Genomic DNA, 20,161 nt, shown 5'->3' on the forward strand with positions numbered 1-20,161 from the left:
TCTCTCATTTACTTATCTCCTCCTATTCAATTTAATACTATCTTATGTTACATAAGATATAGTTCTCTTGTATGTAATCTATGGGTGTGAGTCTTGTATTGTAAGTGAATTATTGTGTTTGAACAATCCTTAAATAAATAAGGAAAAAACCTTGTGCAAAATACTAATGAAGATTTTTTACATAGTTTTGTGCGTTTTGTTCTTATCCGTATTCAACGTCTTTTCCGCCTGACTTTTTTGTTTTTTAGATTTAGATCTAGATAGAGTTTTCCCCTAAATACTTTGGTATAAAATTCTCCCTAATACATTAAAATCTGCTGCGGCGATCGAACCCTCTCTTTTACGTACTTATATTCCTATGAACTATACTTTTTTAGTTTTACATCTTTTGTTATTTCTCCTTCTTATTTATCAAATGATGAAATATTTCCGCTTTACGAAGAGGCCCTAATTTTCAACTATATAAAAAAGCTACTTCAAATTGGATTTAGCCTTTTTGCCAAGGCAAGTACATGCTGAGCTTTAAAAAGAATAAGCACCAGTGTCGTACAAATAGATGGAACTATTTTTGAAACCTAATTTATCATCCATCTCTTGTAGAGTACCCGCCAAGTTGAATTCATTCTTTACTTATGTAGGGTGATTCAACATGTCTGCCCTCATTAAAAACTTCTAGTTTAGCAACGTATTGATTGATTCTACATTTCTATTTTATAAATGTAGACACTTTTATGTTGTTGTTTTAGAAATCACTGTGTCTTCTATTTTGGATACATGGTATTATGAAATGAATATGGTAGAAATTGGTGTTGTCCGGTAAATGAATAGTAAAATAAGAGAATTAATGGGTTTTAACCAACGTGAACTAGCTAGGTGAGTAGATTTAAATGTAAGTGTTATAATAGAATAAAGTCTGGAGGCACACCCATAAAAAATTACGGATCAGATAATATAGCGTCTATCTCAGAGGTTAATATTGATTACTTATTAAGGTAGATCAGACAACCCCGAGATGGGAGAAGATGGATCGTTAGAAGCATCAAGAGAAACCCAGATTTACAACTTTGGTACAAAGAACTGCCAAAGACCAAGAAGAAATCTATTACTTATGAGATAAACATCAGGACAACACACCTACTTTTCGGTGTGTTTAATTTATTTTTTAGGAGTGTTTACAAATGGGGATGAGATTTAAAAAAAGTTTTAAAGTTGCCCCGGGTACAAAATTAAATGTTAGTAAACGTGGAATAGGTGCGACGGTTGGAGGAAAAAGACTACGAGTTAACACAAGTTCCCGGGGTGTTTCGGTAGGTTCAAGTATTCCTGGATCTGGTGTTTCGTACAATAAAAATATAAGTTCCAGGACCAAACGCCCCCAACGTACAAATTATGAACGTATTCAGCAACAAAAGGTCAAAGAAGAAAAAGTTGAACAAGCAAAACAGGAAGTTGGAAGATATGAAGCCCATTTAGATATGTTAACCAGTGTTCACGAAGAAGTTAATGACTCTAGCAAAACGAATAACTTATTAAATTAAATGATATTACAACCATGAGAGCAAGAATAATGTATTTTTTCATGGAGGTATAAAGATGCCAGATAAAAAATATATTACTGGTTATGAAATATTTAATTATTGGAAAGACCAACAAGATTTTAATGGCAATTATATTATAATTGATTGGGGAGAAAAAGAATGCTTTGCTTGTAGAAGGTTTGATTATGAAATTTAAAAAAATGAATCTTTAAAAGAATTCTGGAATAAGAAAACACATCTACATAAAGCACATATATTAGCTAAATCATTAGGTGGAACTTATGATCCATCAAACATTGTATTTTTATGCCGATATTGCCATTTAGAATCACCGGATTTTATTAATAGAAATATGTTCTTGAGTTGGTTAACTTCAAAAAGGAAAAATACCATAATGGGATTTGATTATTCTAGATTTGAGTATGAATTGAATAATATTATAGAAGGTTATAATCTAAATCCAAAATATGAATTTATGAAATTGGATAAATGCATGTTGTTTAAAGCTCTCCTCAAAGGTATAGAAAGAAAAGAACCGTTGGGAAAATACATTGAAAGCAATATAACTTACCACCCAGGAGAGATACCATATTCTACATATGCCTCTGCTTTTGTTAGCTATGCATTAGAACAAATAGAAAAAGATTTTTTTGACCATTATAAGGATCTTAAATTATAAACTAGCTTGGGGCTAGCTTACTTCTAACAGTACTTGTTCCCATAAGGGCTGAGTTTAATAACAAATTATAGTTGAACTCATAATTAATGTATTACCTTAGCTGTTTTCTGTAAAATAATTCTTTAAAGGGAACTAATCCGAAGGTACTTAGAGATACGCCCATTAAATCCTTATCATATAAAGCTTTTTGGAATGTCCAATACACGGGAATAGTAATACTACTTTTACATAATAACGTATCAATGTTTTTTAATACCTCTATTCTATTTTGCATATTTTCTTGTTGAAAAACTTTATTTAGAGTTTTTTCTATAATTGCCTTATTTTCAAAATCAATGAGGTTATTTATAACTCCTGTATGAGATTCCAACAAATTATAGAGCGAAACTTCTTCCGATTCTTCTGTTACATACTCTGAAAGAATTAAGTCAGCATTTTTTACATTATCTATAAAATTCGAGAATGAAAGGTATTTAGTTTGAATCGTTATCCCGTGTCTCTTGCACTCCTGCTGTATCCACTTAGCATCATCACTATGGGGTGGAAGATCATATGTCATTAAGGTTAATGTTTCTTTAAAAGTACCATCAGATGATTCCTGATAATTTTTGTCCGATTGAGAAAATGAACGTTGTTTCATAAATGAACTTGCAGGTTCATTCCTTGGATAACCTAGTTCATTTACCATTTTTCTTCTATTAAGTATATCTGACAATTTTCTTCTCAATTCCTCATTTGTTCGTATTTTTTCTTTATTCATATTCCACATAAGATACTTAACAGATAACCTTTTCCTCTCAATATATTGAAACTGTTTATCATGATCTTTCATAGTTGTGAAAGGAATGTAAAATATAGAATCCAAATCAACATATTCTACATTAAGATATTTTTCAATTGAGGGCAGCACAAATATGGCAACCTCATCAATATGAGCACGTTCCTGAAAATAGTCGTTATGAACTTTAAGTTCAAGAAAATTGGTTTCATGTACTTTAATTTTATATGGACCTGTCCCAATGGGGAGCTTGGAAAACTCTTTTGCTGACTTCTTAGCATAATCATTAGGTAGAATTGAGCATTTCGGTGAAGAAAGAAGAAGAAGCCAATGAAAAGAAGGTTTATTAAAAGTAAATTGTACTATGTACTTTCCCATACATTTAATAGCTTTCAAATCTTGAACAATCTATTTTGAAGGTGTTAACTTTAACCTTTCAAAAGTGAATTTGACATCCTCTGCAACAAGACGTTTTGAATGATGAAACAAAACCCCCTTTCTAAGGTAAAAAGTGAATGTCTTTCCGTCTGGACTTATCTCCCAATAATGAGAGAGACACGGTTCCACCTCATTTCGTTCTTCGTTATACCGTACTAATGTATTAAATATTTGTTTTACTATATGTCTTTCCGTTTGTCTTTCTGCTTGTGAAGGGTCTATGGAGTAGAGAGATCGAAAATAAGGTATTTTTAAACGCTCATATTCAGCTGGATCATCTTGAGAAAACTTAATTTTAGTACCAAAAAGCTTATTAATAAACGTATTAATTAGTAGTTGACTTTCATTTGATTGATGATTATTCTCAAACATCGATATGAGACGTTCAATATCTTCAGTTTTTGGTGAATACCTTTCGAAAATCTCAAACATATCTTCGAGTGTTTTTAAAAAAGTAATATTTGTGGTATTTCCTCTTCCTTTTCCTCTAATGATATTAATCCACTGTTTGTCCTCCATTTTATTCAATACATGAATAACATTACGTTCTGAACATTTCAATTCTATGCTGATTGAATGTCTTGATACACTCGTTGGATAATCAATCTTAGTTTCTGCAAAGGTAATAAATAGTTTAATATAGTATTCTACTAACCTCAATGATGAACCTCCTATTTAAAAAGGTGAAATCCCTATCATTAATTTACACTTTTTATTCTCCTTTTTTCAAATATAATTAAAGTAATAAAATGTGATAGCAAATGTGATTGGAGTGTGAACATAATGAATGATTTACAAAAAGGGCATATGTTTAATGTACTCTCAGTTCTCATGTTAGCAGTCGGTCCTTTATTATCGAAATTTGGATTACTGCAAATTTCCCCTGCTAAAGCAGCACTTATAAACGTGCTAACAATTATAACCGCCTGTTTTTTATTAGGCTTTTTTACTAAAAATTATGTGAAATTTTATTTTGAAAAAGATATTATACTGTTAGCTATTTTTAATTCTTTAGGCATTATCTTTCTATTTTTGAGCATTGATTTACTTTCACCAGTGGAGATTGGTTTCCTAGGAAGGTTCTATACGGTGTTTGCTGTAATTTTATCTGTGATTTTCCTCAATGAAAAACTATCTAGAAAAGAAACGTTTTTTATCACCTTTGCTATTCTTGGTGCTTTTCTTTTTGTTGAAGTAGGTGGTGATTACACCAATAATATAATAGGTAGTTTATTCGCTATTACATATACATTCTTCTTTGCATTAACAAATATATTTATCAAAAAATCGATGACTAAACAAAAGAGTTCCAACTCTATCATGTTTACTAATAACTGTATTTCGTTATTCTTTGTATTGATCTATGCACTAATTCTGGGAGAACTTTTTAATGGGAATTATTCATATGAAGGGATCGGGTTTTTAATTATATCAACACTCTTCGGTGGATTCCTTGGAACATTATTATTATATGAAGCGCTAAAGTATTTACGATTTTCTATCGCAAATGTTACCAGAGCTTTTAGCCCAATATTGCTTGCAGTTATTTCTTATCCCTTTTTCCCAATTGAAATAACAATAAAAAATACAATAGGTGCCTTGATATTGATTATCTCGATTCTTTTGCTAACCGTGGGAGAAAAGAAAGAAAAGGTAAAATGAAAAATCAATACATGTCCTAAAACAAATTCTAAAAAACAATAAAACAATCAATTTGTTAAACTAATCTGCCCCAATAGTTTAAGTACATTTCTTCTCAAACTTTTTATTTTCTTATAATTTTAACATAATTTTCTAAGGGGGATTTATTAATTTTATTTATTTTATTTTTTAACATATGTTCACAAGTTTTACGCTCGATAAGGATCAGCTTTAAAATAAAAAAAGCTTCTTACTCTGGAAAGTAAGAAGCTTTTTACAATTTCGGATACTTTTTCGGTCACTAAAATTAATTGTAAGCTCTTAAACCCTTTTATATAAAGGTTTAAATTATATCACTACATCATGCCCGGCATTCCGCCGCCCATGCCGCCCATGTCTGGCATGCCGCCACCGGCACCGCCATCTTCTTCTGGGTGGTCTGCTACTACTGCTTCAGTTGTTAGGAACATTGCTGCAACAGATGCTGCATTTTGCAATGCTGAACGTGTAACTTTTGTAGGATCAACAATTCCTGCTTCAACCATGTTTACCCATTCGCCATTAGCTGCGTTATAACCAATGCCTACTTTTTCACCTTTTAGGCGCTCTACTATGATAGAACCTTCAAGGCCTGCATTGTGTGCAATTTGACGAACTGGTTCTTCTAATGCACGAAGTACAATACTTGCACCAGTAGCTTCGTCATCACCTTTAAGTGATAGTCCGCCTACTTTACTAAGCACGTTAACAAAGGCAGTTCCACCACCTGCAACAATACCTTCTTCAACTGCTGCACGTGTTGAGTTCAATGCATCTTCAATGCGAAGTTTACGTTCTTTTAATTCAGTTTCTGTTGCAGCGCCAACTTTAATTACTGCAACGCCACCTGCTAGTTTAGCAAGACGTTCTTGTAGTTTTTCTTTATCAAATTCAGAAGTAGTTTCTTCAGCCTGTGCACGAATTTGTGCTACACGAGCGGAGATAGCTTCAGGGTTTCCTGCACCCTCGACCATTGTTGTATTGTCTTTTGTAACAACAATTTTGGATGCGCGACCTAGTTGCTCCATTGTTGTACTTTTCAGGTCAAGTCCAAGGTCTTCTGTAATTACTTCAGCGCCAGTTAATGTTGCGATATCTTCTAGCATTGATTTACGACGATCACCAAAGCCTGGAGCTTTAACAGCTACGGCATTAAATGTTCCGCGAAGCTTATTGACAACTAATGTTGCAAGTGCTTCCCCTTCAACATCTTCAGCAATCATTAGAAGTGGTTTACCTTGCTGTACTACTTGTTCTAGTACTGGTAATACTTCTTGAATGTTACCAATCTTTTTATCTGTAATTAGAATGTAAGGATCTTCTAGTACTGCTTCCATTTTATCCTGGTCAGTAACCATATATGGAGAAGCATACCCACGATCAAATTGCATACCTTCAACTACTTCTAATTCAGTATTAAATCCTTTTGATTCTTCAATTGTAATTACACCATCGTTACCGACACGTTCCATCGCTTCAGAAATTAGACCGCCAACTTCTTCATCACCTGATGATACAGATGCAACTTGTGCAATTGACTCTTTGCTTTCAATTGGCTCTGAGATAGATTTCAATTCGCCTACAGCAGCTTCTACAGCTTTTTCGATACCGCGACGAACACCTACTGGATTAGCTCCAGATGTAACGTTTTTCAAACCTTCACGAATCATAGATTGCGCCAATACAGTTGCCGTAGTTGTACCGTCACCTGCAACATCATTTGTTTTAGATGCTACTTCTGATACAAGCTGTGCACCCATGTTTTCAAAATGATCTTCTAGTTCGATTTCTTTGGCGATTGTAACACCATCGTTTGTAATTAATGGTGAGCCATATTTTTTATCTAGAACAACATTACGACCTTTTGGCCCCAATGTTACTTTTACAGCATTTGCTAATGTATCCACGCCATTGAGCATTGCGCGACGAGCGTCTTCACTAAACTTGATTTCTTTAGCCATAGAAATTATCCTCCTTAAATTCGTATGATATATCTTTCTGACATTTTAATTTAGCCTACAACAGCTAAAATGTCATTTTCGCGTAGAATTAAGTATTCTGTGCCTGAATATTTCACTTCTGTTCCAGCAAACTTAGAGAAGACGATACGATCTCCTTCACTTACCTCAAGAGCAACTCTTTCTCCATTGTCTGTTACACGGCCAGAACCAACCGCCACAACATTACCTTCTTGTGGTTTTTCTTTTGCAGAGTCTGGAAGGACAATACCGCTTGCTGTCTTTTCTTCTTGCTCAACAAGCTCGATTACTACACGATCTCCTAGTGGTTTAATCATGTACACAACCTCCTTAATTCCTTTTCTTATTTTTATTATTTATTAGCACTCGAATATAGCGAGTGCTAATTCCAATTATTATAATAAATAAATCAGCTAAAAAATGCAAGTATTCTCTTTTAAATTTTTTCAGTTTTATATTTGTACGTCCATCTAAACCATTCTATTATAACGCATACTGAAATTATGATAAAATATTTATAGAGTCTTTCTATTTAAGCTGTTAAGATAGTAGCCATTAAGGCTTGCACTCCTAAGCATAAAAAGTTTTTAGAAGACTTGGTGTTCGCCAAGCTTTAATGGAGAGTGCTTTGTTAAAGAAAAGTAAGAAAATATAACTGCTATGAAAGCAAAATACGCTTTCATAAGAATTCCTTTAACAATAAGCAAGTTTTCTAATAGAGAAATTATCCAAAGCATACACTATATTAATTATGAATGCTAAAGGGGTCGTTACATTTTGACAAAACGTTATTGGTATGTGATCTTAACATATTTAATTATGCAATTTTCAGGATTACTATTTGTACCAATCCTGCTTATAACATTGCCAATAGGACGGCAAGATGCTGTTATCTATTGGACAATATTCAGCTTTATCATTGCCCTGATTATCGTTTTAGTATTAATGAAACCAGATATGAAAATGGCACAGTCCAGAAATGCCGTATCAATCAGGGGCGTTATTCTATGGTCGTTTGTTGGTGTTTTTATGGCTTATTTTGCCCAAGCAATCGCGGTGACTATTGAAACGAGTGTCTTTAATATTGAACAAGGTTCCCAAAATACGGAGATGATTATGGATATTACACGTGCTGCACCAATATTTATGATTATCCCTGCAATAATTGCACCCATATTAGAAGAACTTATTTTTCGTAAAATAATCTTTGGAGCGTTATATAGCCGTACTAACTTTTTTATTGCGGCCCTACTCTCCGCGCTTATTTTTGGCATCATCCATGGAGAACCACAGCACATCCTGATATATGCATCGATGGGATTTGTTTTTGCCTTTTTATATGTAAAAACAGAACGCATTATCGTGCCTATAATTGTTCACATGGCTCTTAATTCTATTTCTGTAATTGTACAATTTTCATTGGATCCTGAAGATATTGAAAAAATGCAGAAGCAACTTGAACAGATGCAGATGATTTTAATTGGAGGCTAATACAGATATGAAGATCTCACCAAAAGCTATGTTTGTCATTTATTTTATCATGGGGATACTATTCACGTATATGGCAATACAGAGTACCGGAGAATCCGTTTGGAACTTTTCTACTATCATTCTTGCAATAATTGCAACACTTGATTTCGGTGTCGGATTTCGAATGCTCGTCATCCATTTTAGATTAAAGAAAAAGGATTAGAAAACTGGGCATTCGCCGAGCCCTTAGGCGAATACACTTAGTTGCACTTATGCAGTAAGAAAGTAGATATACTTTCTTATTTGCTAAAAAGAAGTAACGCTGCTATGCGTTACTTCTTTTTAATTCATTCAGTTCTTCAGTTCCCTTCATGGCAAATGATACTGGGACCATCAATAAAATGAATACACCGGCAATCATGAAAGCCTCGTTTAATGCCTGCAATGTAGCCTGCTGGGTTTCCATATCCTGAGTAAACAGTTGTGCCCGCCGTACCTCATAATAAATTGAGAAAAAGACGATTCCAAACGATGAAAATATTTGTCGGATAACATTATTCATTGCCGATCCTTGTGCAACCTGATGGTCAGGTATCGTGTTCATCCCGGCTGTAGTTGCAGGCATATTGCACATACCGAGTCCTGCACCTCGAGCAGAGTTCAAAATCAGGATAAACCAAAATGATGTAGACAATGTGTTAAACCCAAGAGCCAGTGTGAATCCTCCAAGAATAACAAGACCAATTGGAACCACGTGTTTTGGGCCTTTTTTATCCAATATTCTTCCACCCAAGGTCATAAACACACCACTTAATAAGGCAGCAGGCAAAAATAATAAACCTGTCTGTATTTCACCTAACCCATAAACTTCCTGAATCAACAGCGGCAACAGGAATATTCCTGAAAATAGCCCGATTGATGCAGTTGCCGTTATAGCAATTGAAACGGTATATGTTGGTATTTTAAAAATAGATAAATCAAGCAATGGCTGTTCTTGTTTGTTCTCATACTTCACAAAGATAAAAATAAGGATTAGTCCAGTTAATATTAACCCGATGCTTAATGGTGAGAACAGTAATTCTAATGTAGCTCCTCGACCCAGCGCATATAGTATTGAGCCAACCCCACTTGAGATTAACAGGAATCCAGGAAGGTCAAATTTAAGATCCTGGTTTTTTTCGGTTGGGGCTAGATATTTAGTAGAAAATAATATTCCTAAAAGAGCAAATGGCAGATTAAATAGAAAAAGGAACTGCCAAGTAAAAAACTCGATAACAACCCCGCCAACGGTTGGTCCAATTGCAGGTGCTACCATTGCTGCAACACCATAAATACCAACGGCGAGACCTCTTTCATTTTTAGGAAATGCGTTAAAGATAAGTGCCATCGCTATTGGCATCATAAGGCCTCCAGCAGTACCCTGAATAGCTCTTGAAATAATTACCATACCTAAATCAGACGATACCGCCCCTGATATCGAGCCAATCATAAATATGATGAGCCCAATTATGTAAATACGCTTTTTCCCAAAACGATCACCTAAGTAACCTGTCAACGGCATTGTCATTCCCATCGACACCATAAAAATTGTCAGCATCCAACTGACCGCTACAGCATCAACTTCAAATAGTCTCATAAAGGTAGGCAGTGTTGGGTTTAGCATACTATTATTTAAAATGACGGTGAATGTCCCAAACAATACTGACATTACTACAAGCCATTTAGAATCTATTCTTCGCATGCAAATACCCCCAGTAACAGAAGTTAGCTATTTGAAATTTAATCTAAGTCCAGTGGATAATGTTTCAAAAAGTAAACCAATGATTGCAATTCTACTGCTAAATCAATATGATGAACACGGATTTTCTCAGGAACCGTAATTCTTGCTGGAGTGAAGTTAAGGATTCCGGAAACGCCATAGTCGACAAGTCTGTTTGTAATGCTTTGTGCTTCATTGGCCGGTACAGTTAAGATTGCTACACTGACTCCTGTCATTTTCTCCTCTAAATCATTAATATGAAATATCGGTACGCCTCCAATATCTGTTCCAATTTTTTCTGCATTAGTATCAAAAGCCTTCACTATCTTTGTATTGTTATTTTTCATAAAATTATAATGTAAAAAAGCAGTTCCAAGATTCCCTACACCAATTAATGCAACTTCAGTTACCTCATCTTGGTCCAATGTCTTTCGGAAAAACCCAAGCAGGTATTCGACGTTGTAGCCATACCCTTTTTTTCCCAATGCCCCAAAGTAAGAAAAGTCTCTTCTGATAGTAGCGGAATCAACTTTTACCGCCTCACTCAGTTCTTTTGAAGATACTCGCTTTTTCCCTTGGTGATTCAAGTTATTTAAAAATCTATAATATAATGGAAGCCTCCTTGCTGTAGCCTGCGGAATTTTATTTTGATCCATGATTATTCCCCCTGATCTTCACGATAGTAATTTCCTGACTTACCGCCTTTTTTCGACAGTACATACGTTGGACCGATTACCATTCCTTTATCAATTGCTTTACACATATCATATACCGTAAGTGCTGTAGCTGAAGCTGCTGTTAGGGCTTCCATTTCAACACCTGTACTTCCTTTTGTCTTCACAAATGCCTGTATTTGCAATACATATGTATTATTAGTCTCCCAATCAAATGAAATATCAATTCCCTTTAATTGTAAGGGATGACACATCGGTATCCAGTCAGGTGTTTTTTTGGCAGCCATTATTCCAGCAACCTGAGCCACCGAAAGTACATCTCCCTTTTTCATCTTATTTGTTGTTATTTTTTGATAGATTTCTTTGGTTACTTGAATACTTGAAATAGCAGTAGCTGTCCGCTCGGTTTCACTTTTATCACTAATATCAACCATTTTTGCTCTTCCCTGTTCATTAAAATGAGTAAAATCTGCCATATGCTCAACTCCCTGCCATGTCTTATTAAGACCTATTCTATCAGAAAAAAACAGATAAGTCGTGATTAATTTCACAATATCATTGCCGAGCCAATTCATTATAAGATACACTTGTATAGGATGAGGTGAACGAAATGATTATTATGCAAATGAATGGTCTCTCCAAATCATTTGGAGCAGACGAGATTTTATCAAATATAAAAATTGAAATAAAAGCTAAAGACCGAATCGCGATTGTTGGCAGAAACGGGGCTGGCAAGTCAACCTTACTTAAAATTATGGCTGGCGAACTTTCTCATGATGTAGGTGAATTGTTTAAACCAAAGGATCTAACCACAGGCTATCTTTCGCAACACACTGGCCTTGAATCTGATAAAACCATTTGGAATGAAATGGTAGAAGTATTTGAGCACTTGCTAATCAAGGAGCAGGAACTTCGTAGTCTTGAAAAAGAAATGGAACGGGCAGCAACGCTTTCTGACGCAAACTATGAACAGCTTCTGCTTGATTATGACAAAAAACAACAAGCGTTTGATGATGAAGGCGGTTATCGATATGAAGCTGATATCAAAGCAGTTCTAACAGGCTTACATTTTCATGATTTCGATTATAATACACCAATAAATGAGCTTAGTGGCGGGCAGAAGACGCGTCTGGCGCTCGGGAAGTTATTGTTGAAAAAACCAGCACTACTGATTCTGGACGAGCCCACAAACCATCTCGACATTGAAACCTTAGCGTGGCTAGAAAATTACTTAGCAAACTATCCCGGTGCTGTAACTATCGTCTCACACGACAGGTACTTCCTAGATAAGACTGTATCAATAGTTTATGAAGTATCTCGTCATAAAACAAAGAAATACCATGGAAGTTACAGTAAATTCCTCGAACAAAAAGCATTGGATTATGAACAGGAATTGAAGGAATTTGAAAAGCAGCAAAATGAGATTAAAAAAACAGAGGACTTTATTCAAAAAAACATTGTACGTGCATCCACAACAAAGCGGGCTCAAAGTCGACGTAAGCAATTAGAAAAAATGGATAAGCTTTACAAACCAAAAGGTGATGAATCATCTGCCTCTTTTTCGTTTCAGATTAACCGAAGAAGTGGCAATGATGTGTTAAAGATTGATGATTTATCCTTTCAATATGATGAAACACCCATTTTTTCCAATCTAAAAATACATGTTAACAGAGGAGAACGCATTGCACTTGTTGGCCCCAATGGAGTTGGCAAAACAACTTTGTTAAAAACAATTCTTGGTCAGATTAATCCAACAAGTGGAACAATTCATGTTGGTACAAATGTACAAATAGGATATTATGATCAGGAACAGCAAACATTATCATCGTCCAAGACAGTATTGGATGAATTGTGGGATGAATATCCCTCTGTAGATGAAAAAGATATTCGTACTGTTTTAGGTAACTTTTTATTTTCCGGTGATGATGTTCTACAATCTGTCCGTTCACTAAGCGGGGGCGAAAAAGCGCGATTATCTCTAGCAAAACTGATGATGCAACAAGCAAATTTCCTTGTACTTGATGAACCGACGAACCATCTGGATATTGATAGTAAAGAAGTACTGGAAGCCGCATTGATGGAATTTCCAGGAACTATTATTTTCGTATCACACGATCGTTATTTCATAAATAAGATTACGGATCAGGTCGTTGAAATGCAAAAAGATGGGGCAACTGTTTATTTAGGTGATTATGACTACTATACAGAGAAGAAACAAGAAGAAGTTGAAATCGAGAAGCTGCAACAGGCAACAGAAGTAGTGCACACTCAAGATCAACGAAAGAACAAATTTAAAGAGGAAAAAATAATTCGTAGTCAAGAGCGTAAACGACAACGCCGTATCGACGATTTAGAATCGATAATTGAAAACCTCGAGAATGAATTGGCCGCTATTGAACAAAAAATGACTGAACCGGAGATATTTCAAGATCACGAAAAGTCACTAGAGCTGACAAAACAAACCAGCAAGCTTAAACAAGAAATCGAGCAATTAATGGAAGAATGGACAGCATTACAAGAGTAAACCACATGATAGGCTCTTCATGTGGTTTTTTATTTAAATAGATAATCCTGTTGAATAGAATATTCTACAGCTACTCGATAGACAAGGCCAAGTCCGATCATCGTTGCCAATACCGAGCTCCCGCCATAACTAATTAATAATAACGGAATTCCAGTTATCGGCATAATCCCGATTGTCATACCTATATTCTGAAATGCGTGTATCAGCAATATGCTCATATATCCTAAACACAGGTAGGCACCAAACGGAGTATGCTGAGAACTAGTTAAACCTAGTTTCACAAGCTTGTATAATAAAAGAAAATATAGGAAAACAACTATTGCAGTGCCAAGGAAACCAAAACTTTCGCCAATTACTGAAAATATAAAATCTGTGTGATTATCAGGAGTTCCCACTTGTAAACTACTCAATCCTTTACCGAATAACTGCCCTGAGCCGAGCGCACGTATTGACCGATCAAATTGAAAGGTGTCATTAGTAGTTTCCTGTGAGGGATCAAGCCAGCTGGTAACACGTTTCACCTGATATTCTTCAAGTCCTATTAACTCCTGCGACATTTCAGGGAATTTAACAGTTAACCCTACCGCCCCGCCAATAATTATCGTAAATGCTAAAATTAAGCCAATAATTATTTTCCAATCGATACCTGATAACAGAACCATCATACAAGCTATGAATATATAAACCATTGATGTACCAAAATCCGGCTGATTCATGATTAAAATTACTGGAATTGCTGTTATTAAAACAATCTTTAAAAAAAGTAAACTATCACTTTTTAAAGAACTTATTTCATACTTCTGCTTGTGCCTGCTAATGGCGGCGGCCAAATACAATACTGTTGTAATCTTCGTGAATTCAGCTGGCTGCATCGACATTCCGGGCAAAGTAAACCAGCTTTTTTGTCCTTTTATAATCGGAGCAATACTTTCAGGACTAATTAATAACCCAATTAACACTAGAACACCCACGATGTAAATAAGAATACTAGCTTTATATAATTGTTCTAAATCAAAAAATTGGATGACCGCTGCAATTAAAATACCGGCGATGAACCATAAAATCTGCTTCAGAACAAATTCATCCCCATTGTACTGTGGCAATTGTTGTGCATTATAAATGGATATTAAACTAACACAAATGAACAAAGTCAGTAAAATAATAAAATCACTTTGTATGTAATGGGATTGTTTAGTTGACATTGAATCTCCACCAAATTTCTTTCTTTAGATATTGTTCAAACGTTTGATTAACTTTTTGTGAGTTATTAAGATAATCCACAGACATATACACAGGAAAATAGTGAATACATTCGTTTCTGAATAAAGTTATACACAAAATCCACAGTTATCCACTGATTTATCCACAATTTATATCCACATCATAATCTTAATCAAAACTTGCTTTCGCAAAAAATATCCACAGTCCTGTGGGTAAACATTAAAGCTAAAGAATCCATTCATATTAAATAACAACATTAAAAAGTCACAATTAAAAGTAAATTTTATTTTAAAACTAATGAAGGGTTTGCATTCAAATCCCAATCAGACCGTTTTCCTTGTTCATATGCGATGTACCCCGCTGCTGCAATCATCGCAGCGTTGTCTGTACATAATTTTAGTGGTGGAATTAATAAAGGTATATTCGTGCCACTAAATTTTTCATTTAAAGATTTACGTAGCCCGTCATTCGCAGCAACCCCTCCTGCAACAATAACTTGTTTTACATTATAGGCAATGGCTGCTTTTAAAGTCTTCGTCGACAACACGTCGACTACACTACCTTGAAAGCTTGCAGCAATATCTTCTTTTTTCAATTCATCACCACGTTGCTTCGCGTTGTGGATCGTGTTAATTACGGATGATTTTAATCCGCTAAAGCTAAAATCAAAGCTGTCTGCTTCAAGCCAAGCACGTGGAAAAGTAATATTTTCTTCTCCAGAAGCAGCTAACCTGTCAACATGAGGACCACCCGGATATGGTAACTCCAGCATACGTGCAACCTTGTCATACGCTTCTCCTGCCGCGTCATCACGTGTTTCACCTATCAGCTCATACTTCCCATGTTCTTTCATTAAAACAAGCTCAGTGTGTCCACCAGAAACGATTAGAGCTAATAGTGGAAAATGAAACTCCTGTTCATAACGATTAGCATAAATATGTCCTGCAATATGATGAACTCCAACTAAAGGTTTTTGTTTTGCAAATGCAAGTGCCTTTGCTGCATTAACACCGATAAGCAACGCTCCAACTAGACCAGGGCCTTCAGTCACAGCAATCGCGTCAATTTGATCCCAGGTAATATTTGCTTCATTAAATGCTTCTTCCAAAACAATTGTTATTTGTTCTACATGATGGCGCGACGCAATTTCTGGTACAACCCCTCCAAATCGCTTATGGCTTTCAATTTGTGAAGCCACAACATTGGAAATAATCTCTCTACCATCTTTGACGATTGCAACAGCAGTTTCGTCACAACTTGTTTCTATTCCAACTATATAATTTTCTTTTTTCATGATAAATTCACCCACATTACAATAGCATCTTCTTGATTATCCTTATAGTAATTTTTGCGAATGCCACCAGGGACTAGCCCAAACTTCCGGTACATCCGCTGTGCGACTTTATTAGACATTCTGACCTCCAATGATAACCGCTTTGTTCCCATTTGTATCGCTTGTTCAATTATATATAAAAACAATTTCTCTCCTAATTTGTAGCCTCTGTACTTAGGCGTAACAGCAATATTTGTAATCTGTGCATCGTCAATTACGAGCCACATCCCCGCATAACCTATAATTTCTTTGTCTAATTCCATAACATAGTAGTGCGCATGTTGATTTCCACTTACTTCCTGAAGAAATATATCCTCTGGCCAAGGTGAATCAAATGTAGCCCTTTCAACGTCCATAACAGAATCAATATCAGCCAACTTCATTTGTCGAATAACTAACTCAGCCATTATTTTGCTTTTCCTTTTGTGCATTTAGCCACTTGGCTTCAGCTTCAGCCATACGTAAATAATTTGGTGTCAATGTATGGGTTACATCTGGCTCTTGATTTGAACCAGTTAACGCCAAATGAGCTGGGTCGGCCATATGAACAAAGCCATTCGGGATAATTGCTCGATCTCCCAAATATTTCTGAATTGCTTCTTGATGAAGTTCTATTTCCGGACTTATAAATAACACTTCTTTTTGTGTGGATGCTAATTCCTGCAGCCAATTCTCCATGAGTATATTTTTTTCCTTATCCACTAATTCAAGCTCACTATTTCTCCATCGATATAATCCAGTAAAAACTAAACCTCGCCTAGCATCGAAAAATGGACATACGTATGAATTAAAAAATCTGCCCTGGTATGCAAGAACTTCGAGACTGGAGACTCCAACTACCGGAATGTCCAGCGCCCACGCCATAGACTTGGCAGTGGCAAGCCCAATACGTACACCAGTATATGAGCCAGGACCTTTTGCAACTACAATTTTGTCTAGCTGCTCAGGCGTCATATTCACATCATGCATTAATTGATCTATTGCAGGCATTAACCTTACTGAATGATTCTTTTTTATATTCGTAACGACTTTACCTATTAACTGATCATCTTTAAGTAAAGCAACACCCAATACTTGATTTGATGTATCCATTGCAAGTATATTCATTCAAGTAACTCCTTATATTTAACCGAATAATTCGGCTGTAATCCATTCAAAATGTGTACCAATGGCAGTGAATTCTAGCAAGCGAGTACAATCATCTAGGTAAGAAAACTTTATATTTAAACGCTCATCCGGTAAGAATTCCTCGATAAAATGTGCCCACTCAACTATTGAAATTCCATCTCCGTTAAAGTATTCATCAAAACCAATATCTTCATCAGAATTCTCCAATCGATAAACATCCATATGATATAGAGGCAGTTCTCCCTCATACTCTTTTACAATCGTATATGTAGGACTATTTACGTTTCGTTTAATACCAAGTCCGTTAGCAATCCCTTTTGTGAATGTTGTCTTCCCAGTTCCAAGGTCACCTTCTAATGTAACAACATCACCAGGTTTCAAAAATAATGCTAACTTCTCAGCTATTTTTCCTGTCTCTTCAACAGAATTTGCCTTTAATTGATGCTCGCTCATTCTTTTCACCTACTCCAAGTGGGTATAACCCTTTTTTTCCAAAAGTTTCTTTTTATTTTTTTGATTGACTCCAAACACTTTGTGCTCATCACTTTTACTGAAATCAACATAGCCAACTTCTTTAAGAGGAGTATTTGTTCTCTCAGCAACTAACTTCATGGCTTCCCATTCAGCTTTCGCAACGGTACCTACAAGTTCGAAATCTTCTCCACCAAACAATTTCCACTCACGCTGAAGTTTAACAGGAAATTGTTTATATGAAGTACTTGTTGGCAGTTTATCTTCATATATAGTTATACTTACTTTCGATGCCTCCGAAATTTCATTCGCCTCATTAGCAATTCCATCACTAATATCATTTAAAGCCACTCTAGATAAACTTCCCAGTTCCAAAGCAAATGCCACCCTTGGTTCAGGCATACGGTGTTTATTATAATAGTATTCCTTTTCTTTAAATCTACCGGGATTATTAAGTATGTGAAACCCTGCTTGAGAATCACCTAACGTCCCAGTCACGAACAAAATATCACCTGGCTTTGCAGAGCTACGATATCTGGCATTTCCTTTACTTACAAAACCAATTACAGTTATAGAAATCGACAACTCTTTTCCCGAAACTGTATCACCACCAATTAAGTCCATGTTGTGTATAGTTGCCAGATTGTCCATCCCTTTGTACAGTTTGGTTAATTCTTCATCGGCCCAGTGTTTCGGGATAACAATTGATACGAGATAAAATGCTGGCGTTGCTCCCATTGCTGCTAAGTCACTAATGTTTGCAGCAAGTGACCGGTACCCAATATGAAATGGATCCATTGTTGCTCTTGAGAAATGTACTTCCTCAACGAAAGTATCTACAGCAGTTACAATATCTTGTGATGTATTGCGAAAAACTGCTGCATCATCTCCTATACCTTTTACAACTGAAGACTGCTTGTAAGTCTGTTGTTTTATCGAATTTATAAAAGAAAATTCATCCATAGATTACCACCACTTCTCATTGTTAACTATGTTAATGATAGCAAAAAGAGGATAAAAAGAAAAAGTAAACGTTATTTTAACTATTATTGGTGATATTTGATCTTGCTAGCTAAATTTAAAAAGCCGCTTCCAAGTTGCGCGGAAACGGCAGTAAAGTAATATAAACTTTTTAATATTATCGATAAAATATAAGACTCTATGAATTAGACTTGTTTGGCATCCATTAAAGTGATTCTTATGAAAACAACCCCTTATACTTCTACAAAGGTTAACGGAATCTAAGACTTTTATTTTTTAGCGGACACAGGAGACGTTATTTCTATAAAAAAGTGACCTTTTCGAACTTATCCGGACACAGAAGCCCTTATTATATATATATCATGGATAATAGAGGGCATTTTTGCTAAATAAAGTCCCTGGTGTCCGTCAACACGACCATTTTCATGAATTTCTGCCAAATAAGGTCTCTGGTGTCCGCAAAGCAAATTTGCTATATGAAAACACCTATCAAATTCGATTACAAATTCATTTTCATGATAGACGGTGGTTGCGTATTCAGTAGCCATATTGTTTTTTTTAACTGAAAATAAAAAAACATGTTTCCAAAATTGGAAATCATGAGTTAAAAGTAATGGCGGTCCGGACGGGACTCGAACCCGCGACCTCCTGCGTGACAGGCAGGCATTCTAACCAACTGAACTACCGGACCAAGATATATTTATGTGTTAACTAGTGGTGACTTATTCAACGTAGACAGTTGAAGTAAATTCGACTTAGTAAATTAAATTAAATTGGTTGCGGGGGCAAGATTTGAACTTGCGACCTTTGGGTTATGAGCCCAACGAGCTACCAGACTGCTCCACCCCGCGATATGAGATAATATTAACTTAATACTGTTTTCTGTATTGCTAAAAAGCAATTTCTTATCTTCCAGAATAAATCTAGAAGGCCTGGCGGCGTCCTACTCTTGCAGGGGCAAAGCCCCAACTACCATCGGCGCTGGAGAGCTTAACTGCTGTGTTCGGCATGGGAACAGGTGTGACCTCTCCGCTAATGCTACCAGACCTAAAGAATCTTGTTCACAAGATGTGAACTACATCATAATAAATTCTTTATCTAAAATTAGGAGACAAGATATATTATATGCATTTCAAAGAGAAAATGCAAGGGATTTTTTAAAGTTTATACCCTAAAAACTAAATAAGAGCTTCACATCAACGTTTTCAACTTGTCATTATTAGTTAAGTCCTCGATCTATTAGTATCCGTCAGCTGCACGTGTCACCACGCTTCCACCTCGGACCTATCAACCTCATCGTCTCTGAGGGATCTTACTCACTCGAAGTGATGGGAAGTCTCATCTTGAGGGGGGCTTCATGCTTAGATGCTTTCAGCACTTATCCTTGCCACACGTAGCTACCCAGCTATGCTCCTGGCGGAACAACTGGTACACCAGCGGTGTGTCCATCCCGGTCCTCTCGTACTAAGGACAGCTCCTCTCAAACTTCCAGCGCCCACGACGGATAG

Annotated in this window: 18 protein-coding genes, 2 tRNA genes, 2 rRNA genes and 2 pseudogenes; 8 read left to right on the plus strand and 16 right to left on the minus strand. The window is 35.9% G+C overall.

What is annotated here, in order from left to right:
* Positions 1-1,178: 1,178 nt before the first annotated feature.
* The 4 genes and pseudogenes from BLS02_RS18095 (at position 1,179) to BLS02_RS18100 (ending at position 2,217) form a co-directional block, all read left to right on the plus strand.
* Positions 1,179-1,538, plus strand: coding sequence for a DUF4236 domain-containing protein (locus tag BLS02_RS18095; protein WP_092494432.1), 360 nt, complete (start codon positions 1,179-1,181; stop codon positions 1,536-1,538).
* Between the two features lie 55 nt (positions 1,539-1,593).
* Positions 1,594-1,734: a hypothetical protein gene (locus BLS02_RS19095; protein WP_175559532.1), complete on the plus strand. Its 141-nt coding sequence runs from the start codon at positions 1,594-1,596 to the stop codon at positions 1,732-1,734.
* A gap of 42 nt (positions 1,735-1,776) precedes the next feature.
* Positions 1,777-1,854 (plus strand): annotated as a pseudogene (locus BLS02_RS19470) (HNH endonuclease); the annotation flags it as partial.
* Positions 1,855-1,932: 78 nt separating this feature from the next.
* Positions 1,933-2,217: a hypothetical protein gene (locus tag BLS02_RS18100; protein WP_254788814.1), complete on the plus strand. Its 285-nt coding sequence runs from the start codon at positions 1,933-1,935 to the stop codon at positions 2,215-2,217.
* Positions 2,218-2,308: 91 nt separating this feature from the next.
* On the opposite strand, the pseudogene BLS02_RS19250 reads toward BLS02_RS18100, so the two are convergent.
* Positions 2,309-4,093, minus strand: a pseudogene (locus tag BLS02_RS19250) (ABC transporter substrate-binding protein).
* Between the two features lie 123 nt (positions 4,094-4,216).
* Here BLS02_RS19250 and BLS02_RS18115 point away from each other — a divergent pair.
* Complete coding sequence (locus BLS02_RS18115; protein ID WP_092494435.1) at positions 4,217-5,095, plus strand: DMT family transporter; 879 nt, start codon at positions 4,217-4,219, stop codon at positions 5,093-5,095.
* Between the two features lie 335 nt (positions 5,096-5,430).
* On the opposite strand, the gene groL is transcribed toward BLS02_RS18115, so the two are convergent.
* Both groL and groES read right to left on the minus strand, forming a co-directional pair.
* Positions 5,431-7,074, minus strand: a complete 1,644-nt coding sequence (gene groL, locus BLS02_RS18120) for a chaperonin GroEL (protein WP_092494436.1) — start codon at positions 7,072-7,074, stop codon at positions 5,431-5,433.
* 50 nt (positions 7,075-7,124) lie between these two features.
* Positions 7,125-7,409: a co-chaperone GroES gene (gene groES, locus BLS02_RS18125; RefSeq protein WP_092494437.1), complete on the minus strand. Its 285-nt coding sequence runs from the start codon at positions 7,407-7,409 to the stop codon at positions 7,125-7,127.
* A gap of 460 nt (positions 7,410-7,869) precedes the next feature.
* Between groES and BLS02_RS18130 the strand changes: the two genes are divergently transcribed.
* Complete coding sequence (locus tag BLS02_RS18130; RefSeq protein WP_092494438.1) at positions 7,870-8,583, plus strand: CPBP family intramembrane glutamic endopeptidase; 714 nt, start codon at positions 7,870-7,872, stop codon at positions 8,581-8,583.
* A 7-nt stretch (positions 8,584-8,590) separates the two neighbouring features.
* Entirely contained in the window at positions 8,591-8,785 is a 195-nt protein-coding gene (locus BLS02_RS18135; protein WP_092494439.1) for a YdiK family protein, read from the plus strand.
* Positions 8,786-8,887: 102 nt separating this feature from the next.
* Here BLS02_RS18135 and BLS02_RS18140 read toward each other — a convergent pair whose 3' ends face one another.
* Genes BLS02_RS18140 through moaC form a run of 3 tightly spaced genes read right to left on the minus strand, consistent with a single transcriptional unit; the run spans position 8,888 to position 11,471 of the window.
* On the minus strand, positions 8,888-10,303 hold the full coding sequence (locus BLS02_RS18140; RefSeq protein ID WP_092494440.1) for an MDR family MFS transporter: 1,416 nt from the start codon (positions 10,301-10,303) through the stop codon (positions 8,888-8,890).
* Positions 10,304-10,341: 38 nt separating this feature from the next.
* A complete protein-coding gene (locus BLS02_RS18145) occupies positions 10,342-10,977 on the minus strand; it encodes a redox-sensing transcriptional repressor Rex (protein ID WP_175476832.1) in 636 nt (211 codons plus the stop codon).
* A 2-nt stretch (positions 10,978-10,979) separates the two neighbouring features.
* Positions 10,980-11,471 (minus strand): cyclic pyranopterin monophosphate synthase MoaC, encoded by a 492-nt coding sequence (gene moaC, locus BLS02_RS18150; protein WP_092494458.1) that lies wholly within the window; start codon positions 11,469-11,471, stop codon positions 10,980-10,982.
* 134 nt (positions 11,472-11,605) lie between these two features.
* Here moaC and BLS02_RS18155 point away from each other — a divergent pair, with 134 nt between their 5' ends.
* Complete coding sequence (locus BLS02_RS18155) at positions 11,606-13,519, plus strand: ABC-F family ATP-binding cassette domain-containing protein (RefSeq protein WP_092494442.1); 1,914 nt, start codon at positions 11,606-11,608, stop codon at positions 13,517-13,519.
* A gap of 29 nt (positions 13,520-13,548) precedes the next feature.
* Here BLS02_RS18155 and BLS02_RS18160 read toward each other — a convergent pair whose 3' ends face one another.
* The 10 genes from BLS02_RS18160 to BLS02_RS18205 form a co-directional block, all read right to left on the minus strand.
* The gene (locus BLS02_RS18160) at positions 13,549-14,721 is read right to left on the minus strand and encodes an FtsW/RodA/SpoVE family cell cycle protein (protein ID WP_092494443.1); all 1,173 of its coding nucleotides are present in this window, start codon (positions 14,719-14,721) and stop codon (positions 13,549-13,551) included.
* A gap of 302 nt (positions 14,722-15,023) precedes the next feature.
* Positions 15,024-16,034: a tRNA (adenosine(37)-N6)-threonylcarbamoyltransferase complex transferase subunit TsaD gene (gene tsaD, locus BLS02_RS18165; RefSeq protein WP_092494444.1), complete on the minus strand. Its 1,011-nt coding sequence runs from the start codon at positions 16,032-16,034 to the stop codon at positions 15,024-15,026.
* Positions 16,031-16,480 (minus strand): ribosomal protein S18-alanine N-acetyltransferase, encoded by a 450-nt coding sequence (rimI, locus tag BLS02_RS18170; protein WP_092494445.1) that lies wholly within the window; start codon positions 16,478-16,480, stop codon positions 16,031-16,033. The genes tsaD and rimI overlap by 4 nt, the downstream gene beginning before the upstream one ends.
* Positions 16,473-17,180 (minus strand): tRNA (adenosine(37)-N6)-threonylcarbamoyltransferase complex dimerization subunit type 1 TsaB, encoded by a 708-nt coding sequence (gene tsaB / locus BLS02_RS18175; RefSeq protein ID WP_092494446.1) that lies wholly within the window; start codon positions 17,178-17,180, stop codon positions 16,473-16,475. Before tsaB ends, rimI begins: the two co-directional genes overlap by 8 nt.
* Before the next feature lie 18 nt (positions 17,181-17,198).
* Positions 17,199-17,654 (minus strand): tRNA (adenosine(37)-N6)-threonylcarbamoyltransferase complex ATPase subunit type 1 TsaE, encoded by a 456-nt coding sequence (gene tsaE, locus BLS02_RS18180; RefSeq protein WP_092494447.1) that lies wholly within the window; start codon positions 17,652-17,654, stop codon positions 17,199-17,201.
* Positions 17,655-17,663: 9 nt separating this feature from the next.
* Positions 17,664-18,635 carry a thiamine-phosphate kinase gene (thiL, locus tag BLS02_RS18185; RefSeq protein WP_092494448.1) on the minus strand — a complete coding sequence of 324 codons (972 nt, stop codon included), beginning with the start codon at positions 18,633-18,635 and terminating at the stop codon, positions 17,664-17,666.
* A 632-nt stretch (positions 18,636-19,267) separates the two neighbouring features.
* Positions 19,268-19,344 (minus strand) — tRNA-Asp (locus BLS02_RS18190).
* 83 nt (positions 19,345-19,427) lie between these two features.
* Positions 19,428-19,504: transfer RNA gene (locus tag BLS02_RS18195), tRNA-Met, on the minus strand.
* Positions 19,505-19,583: 79 nt separating this feature from the next.
* Positions 19,584-19,699: ribosomal RNA gene (rrf, locus tag BLS02_RS18200) — 5S ribosomal RNA — on the minus strand.
* Between the two features lie 173 nt (positions 19,700-19,872).
* A 23S ribosomal RNA gene (locus BLS02_RS18205) occupies positions 19,873-20,161 on the minus strand; the annotation flags it as partial.

Origin of the sequence: Virgibacillus salinus (genome assembly GCF_900102415.1) — a bacterium.
Lineage (GTDB): Bacteria > Bacillota > Bacilli > Bacillales > Amphibacillaceae > Lentibacillus > Lentibacillus subterraneus.